This is a genomic window from Methylobacterium sp. ARG-1 (genome assembly GCF_001262595.1).
In the GTDB taxonomy this organism is placed as follows: domain Bacteria; phylum Pseudomonadota; class Alphaproteobacteria; order Rhizobiales; family Beijerinckiaceae; genus Methylobacterium; species Methylobacterium brachiatum.
Map to the genome: position 1 here is coordinate 1 of NZ_LHCD01000067.1, position 8802 is coordinate 8802.

Below are 8802 nucleotides of genomic sequence, written 5' to 3' on the forward strand. Positions count from 1 at the left end.
AGCCGCCCACCGCGTTCGGCGACCGCGACGTGCCGGTGACCCGGAGCGACCCGCCGAGCTCGGCGTCGATGCCGCGCCCGCGCACGAAGATCCGGCTCGGCGCATCGATCCGCACGTCCAGGGTGGCGTCGAACGGCACGGCGGGTTTGGTCGCGCGTCGTCCGGGCTTCCCTGCCGCCTTCCGGTCGGCCCGCTGGGCCAGCCGCGCCCGGGCCTCCGGCGGCGTGTTGACATGGCGGACTCCCGGCAGCGGCCTGACCGTGGCGGGCAGGCGGTCGGGCACGGCCACGTCGATCGATACGACATCGACCCGGCCGGTGATGCGCGACGTCCGGGCGAGCGGACCGGAGAGGTTGAGATCGACGCTCGACACCGCGGTCATCAGCGGGCTGGAGACCAGCTCGGCCCTGTCGGCGGTGACGTGGAACTGACCGGGAAAATCCGGCTCCAGGGCGACCCGGCCGGTTACCGAGAGGCGGCCGCCGTTGCGGGCCGAGGCCGTCAGCCGCTCGACCACGAGGCTGTCGCCCCGGCCGGTGACGCGGCCGTCGATGTCGGTGAGGCGGATGCCGTTGAGCGGATCGGTGAAGCTGCCGCCGGTCAGCACGGCCGAGCCCTGGGCCCGGGGCGCCGCGAGGGTGCCGGTGACGCCGCCGTCGACGGCGATCCGCCCGGTGACGCTCTGGCCGCCAACGCTCAGCAGGGTGTTGGCGAGCGACGCGTCGAGGGTGCCGCGGGCGCGCAGGTTCAGCGGCCCCCCGGTCTCCACGGGCAGCGAGCCGGCTACCGTCAGGGCGACGCCCTTCCCGGCCGTGACCCGACCGTCGAGACTGGCCTGCCCGTCCGACAGGGTGCCCTTCGCGCTGGCATCTATCGGCGGCAGGCCGGCCTGGCGGGTCTGCGGCGCCACGAGCTTGGAGATGGTCAGCGCGTAATGGCCCTCCGGGCTCGCGGCCGGCCCGTGCAGGTCGGCGTCGCCGTCAAGCGTGCCCGAGAGGGCGAGGTCCGGCGCGGCGATCCGGGCGAGCGACAGCGGCAGCGCGCGGATCGCCACCTTGAGATCGAGCGCCTGGCCGGCCCGACCCGAGACCGTGACCCGGCCGGAACCGGCCGTGATCGACAATCCGTCGATCACCGCGCCGCCGTCGCGCAGGGTGATGCTGGCCGGACCGGTCAGGGCGAAGCGGTCGCCGCCGCGAGCAGCGGACAGTCGCTGGATGTCGATGCGCGTGTCGTCGGCCGGCACGAGCCGGACCGCCCCGTCGAGGTTGAAGCCGCGCGCCTTGGCGGTGAGCGTCACGTCGCTGCCCGCCGGGCTGCTGAGCGCAGCGAGCCGGACCGTATCGATCTGCTGGCCTGCGGCCAGCAGTCGGTCGGCGTCGAGGCGCCCGTTGAGGACCGGGTGGGCGCGCAGGTCGCGGCCCTTCAGGTCGGCGTCGAGGCGGTTGAGACCGTAAGCGCCGTAGCGCAGGGCGGCACCGGTCGCCCGGATCGCCGCGTCCTGGCGGCCGCCGTCGCGGGCGAGGTTCACCGTGGCGTCGAGCTGCCCGGCCAGGGGCTCCGGGGCCAGCGGCGAGATGTCGGCGAGGTTGGCCGCCTTCACCGAAAGCGTCCCGGCCGACAGCCAGGTCTCGGCCGCCACGATCGCGTTGCCCGAGACGGAGACGGAGCCGAGATCGAGGTCGAGCCGGTCGAGCACCCAGTCGGCCCCGGTTTTCGCGACATGGGCGCCGCCGCGCAGCGCCTTGCCGGCGACCTCGCCGGACAGTTTCAGGGTGCCGTCGGGCGCCAGCAGCGCGTCGCTGAGGACGGCCTCGGCGCGCAAGTCGCGGATCGGCTTGCCGTCCGCGGTCGCCGACGGCGCCGTGACCGTCGCGGCCAGGAGCGGATGCTCCAGGGAGCCGGTCATGCGCGCATCGATGCCGGCGCGGCCGGTCAGGCGGCCGTCGAGGTCGGCGAGGTTCTTGAGGTCGACCCGTCCGGTCACATTCGCGTCGGCCGAGGTCGCCTCGCCCTGCAGGGTCGCGGTCAGGCCGGAGCCCTCCAGGCGCAGGTGGTCGAAACCGTAGCCGTCGTAGGATTGCGAAACCCGGCCCTGGAGCGCCGGGGCGCGGCCGAGCACCCGGTCGGCCGCCGCGATCCCGGTGGCGAGGCCAGCGCTGGTCACGGTGAGGTCGGCGGCCAGCGCCTTGCGGGCCGGATCGCCGCTGAGGCGCGCCTTGGCGTCGAGGCTGCCGGCGAGCCCGCGCCCGGCAAGGCCGGAGAACACGGCGAGATCCGGCAGGGCGGCGTCCAGCGTGCCGGCGAGAGTGTTCTGGCCGACGTGGCCGGCATAGCTCGCCTTCGCGGTGTCGGATTCGACCCGGAGGCTCGCGACGTCGATCACCCCGTCCGGCCCGGAGGCGGCCCGCAGGGTCAGCTGCGCGCGGCTGCCGATCGCCCGGCGCAGGGCCGGGTCTGCCAGCCGCAATCCCTCGACCTTGCCGTCCGCCGTGATGGCGAAGCGCTGGGCCGACGGGTCGCCTTGGGGATCGACCCCGAGGCGCGCCTCGACCCGCTCCAGCGCCGATTCGCGGCTGCGCAGGCCGGCCGCGTCGAGGTTGCCCCGCACCGTCGGCGCGGTGAGCGGACCCTTCACGCTGCCGTCGAAGACAAGCTTTTCGATCTCGGCGTCGCCGGCCTTGGTCACCGCGCCCTCGGTGGGCAGGGCCCGGGCCTGGAGCGTCAGGTCGGCGATCCGGTCCTTGGTCAGGCTGCCCCCGGCGGCGAGCCGGGCGGTGCGCGAGGTCAGTTCCAGCCGGTCGATCCGGAAGGCGCCGCTATCCGCGAAGGCGACGCCGCCGTCGAGCTTGGTCGTGCCGGCGAACACGGAGGCGGCCGGCCCCGGCACCAGGCCCTCGATCCGCGCGGCGAGGTCGAGCGCCAGCCGGCGCTCGGCGCCGATCCGGGAGATCTTGGCGCCGCCCTTGGCGCCGATATCCGGGCCGGCGGCGAAATCGAGCCGGGCATTCCAGGCATCGAGGGTTCCGGTGCCCGCGAGGTCGAAATCGATCGGCGGCGTGCCGGGGACGTTGGCCGCCTTCGACAGCAGGCCGCCGGCCGGCTCGACGAGATTGGCTCTCAGCTCCAGCTTGTCGCCCTCCGGCACGTAGACCAGGGAGAGCAGGAAGCGCCCGGCGGCGTCGAGGCGCAGGGCCCTGGCCTGCAGGTCGAGCCCCTCGCTGGCCGCCCCGAGCCGGGCCTTGCCCTCCGCCGAGAGCCGCGCCGGCTGACCGGCGACGGGCTCGCCCAGCACCAGCTCGGCAAGCTTGAACCCCTTGATCTCGACCTTTACAGGCAGGTCGGGCAGCAGCTTGCCGTCGGGCTTGGCCTCCGGCGGGGTCGGCCCGGGAATGGGCCGGCGCAGAACCTCGAGTCGCCCGATCTCGAGGCTGTCCACCTCCAGCCGTCCCGACAGCAGGGCGAGCCGGCGCCAGACGATCCGGGCCCGGTCGAGCTTAAGCCAGACGCCGTCGCGGTCGCTCACCGCCACGTCGCGGATCGTGGCATCCGAAGAGAGCGCGCCGTCCACCGTGCCGATCGCCACCCGCGACGACGGGGTCGAGAGCGCCCGGGACAGGAGCCCGCCGAGCACGGATTTCTCGCCGTCGTCGGCGTGAGTTGGGACGGCGGTGGGGATCAGAAGGATAAAGAGAAGCGCGAGGCAGGCCAGCACAAGCGCCGCCTTCTTGCCTTCCCTGCGCGCCACGAGACGCGCAGATTCGTGCGGGAAGGCCACGACGAGCCCCCTCTCCCGTTCGGGCGAGGGTTGGGATGAGGGACCAGGTTTCTCCGGAAAAGTCGCACCCCTCACCCTGTCCCCCTCCCGCACGGGAGAGGGGACCTGCGCCATACCCGGCACTCTGTGAGCTTGGCAGCCGTCGTTAAGCGGGCGCGGGAATGGGATGCCGTCGTATTGTTCGTCCGACCGGGTGTCGTCCCGGCCGAACCCGCTCCCACTCAAGACGGAGGGAAGGACCCGAGGTGCCAGCAGCGTCCCGAAAAAACCAGCCATTCAGAACGCCTGCCCCAGGCTGAGATACAGGACGGCCGGGCGGACATGGCCGCCCTTGTAGGGATCAAGCGGGAAGGCGAGATCCGCGCGGATCGGGCCGATGCCGGTGTAGTAGCGCAGGCCGATGCCCACCGATTTCCGGATCTTCTCATCGAAATCCGGCAGTGACGAGGCGAAGGCGGTGCCGGCATCGAAGAACGGCACCACCCCGATCGTGTCGGTGATCTTGATCCGCGCCTCCAGCGACGCCTCCAGCAGGCTGCGGCCGCCGATCGGCAGGTTGAACGGCCCGATCGGCCCGAGCGTCCGGTACGGATAGCCGCGCACCGAACCGCCGCCGCCGGCGAAGAAGCGGAAATTGTCCGGGATGTCCCCAAGCGGCGCGCCGGAGACAGAGCCGAAGCCGATCCGCCCGGCCAGGATGTACCGGGACTCGTCGTCCAGGGAATAATAGGTCGAGCCCTGTGCCTTCGCGACGATGATCCCGGGCGACGAGATCGCACCGGGATAGGCCGCCAGCGAGGCGATCGCCCGGAACCCCTTGGTCGGGTCGAGCAGGCTGTCGGTCGAATCGTAGGTCACCGAGGCCGGCACGCCGATCAGCCGGTAATTGACCGTGCCCAGCGCATCCTTCGAGCGACCGGCCTGGGCATCCAATCCGATCTGGGCCGAGAACGTGTCGGAGAACCGGTGCCGGATCGCCGCCGAGACCCCGCCGCCATCCACCAGATAGCTCTGCTGGACCTCGCGGGTGATGAAGGCGTTGGCCAGGAAATCGTTGCGGGTGCCGCCGAGCGCCGGCTGGACATAGGTCGCCGACAGGCGCCCACCGAGTCCGTTGGTGCCGATCCGGGCGATCTTGCGCTGGGTCGCGAACGGATCGTTGCCCAACCCGAGGTAGTAGATGTCGGCATCGAGCCGGAACGTCTCGCCGCCCCCGAACAGATTGCGGTTGGCGTAGTAGGCGCGCACCCCCGGGCCGTCGACCGTGGAATAGCGCGCCGAGACGCCGACGAGATTGCGCTCGCGCTCGGTCAATTCGGCGAAGAGCGGCAGGTTTCCGTCCGCGTCGAGCGCTGTCCCTTCGCGGACCCGCGCGGCCCCGATCGCCTCGATGCGCGTCAGCGACTTGCGGATCGCCGCCACGGCCTGGGGCGAGTACGGGTCCCCCGGCTCGGCATAGATGAACGACCGGATCGTCGCCGGGTCGATCCCCGGCGCACCGCTGACCGCCACCGGCCCGAGCCCGGCCAGCGGACCGGGATCGACCGTGAAGGTGACATCCATCACGTGGGCGGCATCGTCCACCACCGGATCGCGCGCCACCACCTTGGCGAAGGGATGCCCCTGCGCCCGGAACTCGTCCACGATCCGGGCTTCCCGGGCCAGCACCGTGGCCGAGCGGGCCGGCACGTCCTCGTCCACCCGGGTGATCCGCGGCGGCAGCACCGCGTCGGGGAAGGGCCGGCCGGCGACGTCGCGGACCGTGATCCGGCGCAACGTGTAGAGCGGCCCGAGATTCACCGCGATCCGCACCGGCACCAGGCCGCGATTGCGCCACCGCTCCGCGGCCCCCACGGCGGAGGCGGCCGCAGCCTGGCCCGCCACCGGCACGGAATCGATCCGGATCGCGGCGGTCCCTTGGTAATAGCCGTAGCCCGACAGGACATCGGTGAGCTTGGGCAGATCGGTCTCGGCCCGGCGCAGGAGCCCCTCCCCGTCCGGCGGCGGGTCCTGGCGCAGGCGGTAGAGGGTCGAGATGTCCTGGAGCGCCTGAAGCACGTCGGAATCGTCGGTGCCGGTGATCCGCACCGCATACGGCAGGGCGGTCGGGCTCGGTGCCGGCGGCTCCGGCTCCGAGCCGAACAGGCCGAACAGGTCGAAGGCCCGCGCCGTCTCGGGCTGCGCGGCAAGGAGCGGCACCGACGCTGCCGCGAGAAGCATCAGCCGCGGCAGCGCACGCGGCGCACCGGACAGAATTGATCGACCCAGGCGAACGGACACGCGCAAAACGCGGTCTTCAGCTCCGTTCGCAGTCGGCGGCGCGGCGCGCGCGGTGATACGTCATGATCCCCCCTCCGCAGCTGAAGCCGCGTCCCCGCGCGTGTTGTAAAGCTCCGGGTGCCGAACGCCAAATGCGGGCGGCCCGGCCCTGGGGACGGACGGGGGATGACCGGGGCTGGAAACGCATGCCCGGGACAGGCCGGGAAGGCCGATCCGCTGTTGCGAGCACGGCGGCATTGCCGCGCCGAACCGCGATATGACGCGCCGATGGCGCCTGCCCCTGGTCTCAAGCCGATGCAGGCGATCGGCCGCTCTCGGCCCGGAAGGTCGATTCCGCGATCAGCGCTGCCAGTGCGTCGATCGCGAGACGCACGCGCAGCGGCAGATGCGGGCTCTGGGGCCAGAGCGCGTGGCTTTCGAAGGCATGCGCCGGTAGATGGTCGAGCACGGTCACGAGTCGTCCCGCGGCCACGTCGTCCTGGATCAGCCAGGCTGGAAGCCAGGCGAGGCCGTGCCCGCCGAGCGCCGCGTCGCGAAGTGCGCCGAGATCGTCGAACCGCATCCGGCTCGGCGGGACGATCTCCGTCGCGGGGCCGCCCGGTTGTGGAAACAGCCAGGAGCGTACCCGCCCGGGACGGCCATAGAGCACGGCGTGATGCCCGGTCAGATCCGCCAGGGATTCGAGCGTGCCCGCGCCATCGAGATAGCGCGGCGCCGCGCAGACGCGCATGGGCTGGGACGCGATCCGCCGCGCGATCAAGCCGGGCCAATTCTGCAGCCGGCCGTTGCGCACCACGAGGTCGAAGCCGTCCTCCACCACGTCGACCAGTCGGTCGCTGAAGTTGAGATCGAGCTCCAGCTTCGGATGTGCGTCGGCCAGGCGGATCAGGATCGGCGCGATGCGCAGGCGCCCGAACAAGACCGGCATCGAGACACGCAGCCGACCGGCGATCGTGTGCCGGCCGGAATCGAGCAGCGAGGTCGCGAGCTGCACCTCACTGAGGGCGCGCCGCGCATGCTCGAACAGGATCAGCCCGTCCTCGGTCAAGGCGAGCGAGCGGGTCGTGCGGTGGAACAGCCGGACACCGAGCCGGCGTTCCAGTCGGGCGATGCTTCGCCCGACCGCCGAGCGCGTCAGGTTCAGTTTCGCGGCCGCCGCGGCGAAGCTGCCGGCCTCGACGGCCGCGACGAACATCGGCAGGTCCGCCAGCAGATCACCCGGAATCATTGTTGCCCCGCACGCACCGGTCCGGGTCCGAACTATCGCCACAGAGGTTTGTCGATCAACGCTACGCATCACCGGTCGGCACAAGATCGGAGATTCGCGAATGACCATGATGAGGCGTTGGGAGATGGCCGGCTTCGGCCGCGGGGCTCTCCGGCTGCAACGGGTCCCCATCCCTGAACCGCGGCCGGGGCACATCCTGGTGAAATCCGCGGCGGTGTCGTTGAACTACCGCGACGCGCTCGTGACCGAGCACGGGATGGGGCTGGCTCTCGATTTCCCGTTCACCCCGGCATCCGATCTCGCCGGGACGATCGCGGCCATCGGCGCGGGCGTCACACGCTTCCGGGTGGGCGACCGGGTTCTCACAACCTTCTTCCCAGGCTGGATCGACGGCCCGGCCCCGGGAACCGCGAAGACTCTGGATGTCCGAAGTCTCGGCGGCGTCCATCCCGGCGTCCTGGCAGAGTACATCGCCGTACCGGAGGATTGGTGCGTCGCTGCTCCGCACAGCCTCGATCTTGCGGAAGCCAGCACCCTGCCCTGTGCCGGTCTCACGGCTTGGTTCGCGCTCGTCGAGCGTGGGCGGCTCAAGGCGGGCCAGAGCGTGCTGGTCCAGGGTACCGGCGGCGTCGCCCTGTTCGGTCTCCAGATCGCCAAGGCGCACGGCGCCGAGGTCTTCGTCACCTCGGGTGCCCCCGAGAAGCGCGAACGCGCGCGCGCCCTCGGTGCCGACCACGCCATTGACCGCGACGGCTGGGTCGATGCCGTCCATCGGCTCACCGCGGATCGCGGGATCGACCACATCCTGGAGATCGTCGGGGGCGCGCACCTTGCGCGATCGCTCGAAGCCGTGGCCGTCGATGGGCGCGTCTCGGTGATCGGCGTCATCGCGGGATACGACCTGTCGGGCGCCGCAGGGAACCTGCTGCTCAAATCCGCCACGGTCCAAGGCATCCGCGTCGGCCATCGGCGTGCCCTCGAAGACCTCGTCCGAGCCGTGGACGTCATGGCGTTGAAGCCGGTGATCGATCGACGCTACGCCCTCGAGGACGTGCCCGCCGCTCTCGATCACCTGGAGAGCGGCCCCTTCGGAAAGATCGTCATCGAGTTCGACTGACAGCAAGGCGGCAGGCGCGGCTGCGTCGCGGCCCCCCCTCCCCTGCCTCGACGCGCCGCCACGGTTCCGGGCGACCGGGCCGCATCCGACTGTCGGACGTTCGCGCCAGATCTAACCCCGAGCACGAAAAACCCGGCTCGCGTTAGCGAACCGGGTTTTTGATGGATGGTATCGTCGAGAAGTATTTGGTTGCGGGGACAGGATTTGAACCTGTGACCTTCAGGTTATGAGCCTGACGAGCTACCGGGCTGCTCCACCCCGCGCCAAGGTTGTGCGGCTGGTCCGGGCTGGCTGATCGCCTGTGGGGGCGGGCTCCGGGGCCGTCGCGCTGATCGTGATCGAGGGAATGGTGTGATTGCGTTGTGCGGGTCTGGCGGCGACCGACTCTCCCGTGCCTTG

Annotated in this window: 4 protein-coding genes and 1 tRNA gene; 1 reads left to right on the top strand and 4 read right to left on the bottom strand. The window is 71.5% G+C overall.

Going from position 1 to position 8802, the window contains the following annotated elements:
- The 3 genes from AKJ13_RS29595 to AKJ13_RS29605 form a co-directional block, all read right to left on the bottom strand.
- On the bottom strand, positions 1-3688 hold a 3688-nt coding region (locus tag AKJ13_RS29595), incomplete at its 3' end, for a translocation/assembly module TamB domain-containing protein (protein ID WP_244471802.1).
- A gap of 366 nt (positions 3689-4054) precedes the next feature.
- A complete protein-coding gene (locus tag AKJ13_RS29600; protein ID WP_050736520.1) occupies positions 4055-5998 on the bottom strand; it encodes a BamA/TamA family outer membrane protein in 1944 nt (647 codons plus the stop codon).
- 346 nt (positions 5999-6344) lie between these two features.
- Positions 6345-7286, bottom strand: coding sequence for a LysR family transcriptional regulator (locus AKJ13_RS29605; protein WP_050736521.1), 942 nt, complete (start codon positions 7284-7286; stop codon positions 6345-6347).
- Positions 7287-7386: 100 nt separating this feature from the next.
- Between AKJ13_RS29605 and AKJ13_RS29610 the strand changes: the two genes are divergently transcribed.
- Complete coding sequence (locus AKJ13_RS29610; RefSeq protein WP_050736522.1) at positions 7387-8403, top strand: NAD(P)-dependent alcohol dehydrogenase; 1017 nt, start codon at positions 7387-7389, stop codon at positions 8401-8403.
- A gap of 186 nt (positions 8404-8589) precedes the next feature.
- Here the strand turns inward: AKJ13_RS29610 and AKJ13_RS29615 are convergent.
- Positions 8590-8666, bottom strand: a tRNA-Met gene (locus AKJ13_RS29615).
- Positions 8667-8802: the final 136 nt, after the last annotated feature.

Coding starts and splice junctions, on each gene's coding strand:
- AKJ13_RS29600 (WP_050736520.1), bottom strand. CDS start 5,998: ATGCTTCTCGCGGCAGCGTCGGTGCCGCTCCTTGCCGCGCAGCCCGAG.
- AKJ13_RS29610 (WP_050736522.1), top strand. CDS start 7,387: ATGACCATGATGAGGCGTTGGGAGATGGCCGGCTTCGGCCGCGGGGCT.
- AKJ13_RS29605 (WP_050736521.1), bottom strand. CDS start 7,286: ATGATTCCGGGTGATCTGCTGGCGGACCTGCCGATGTTCGTCGCGGCC.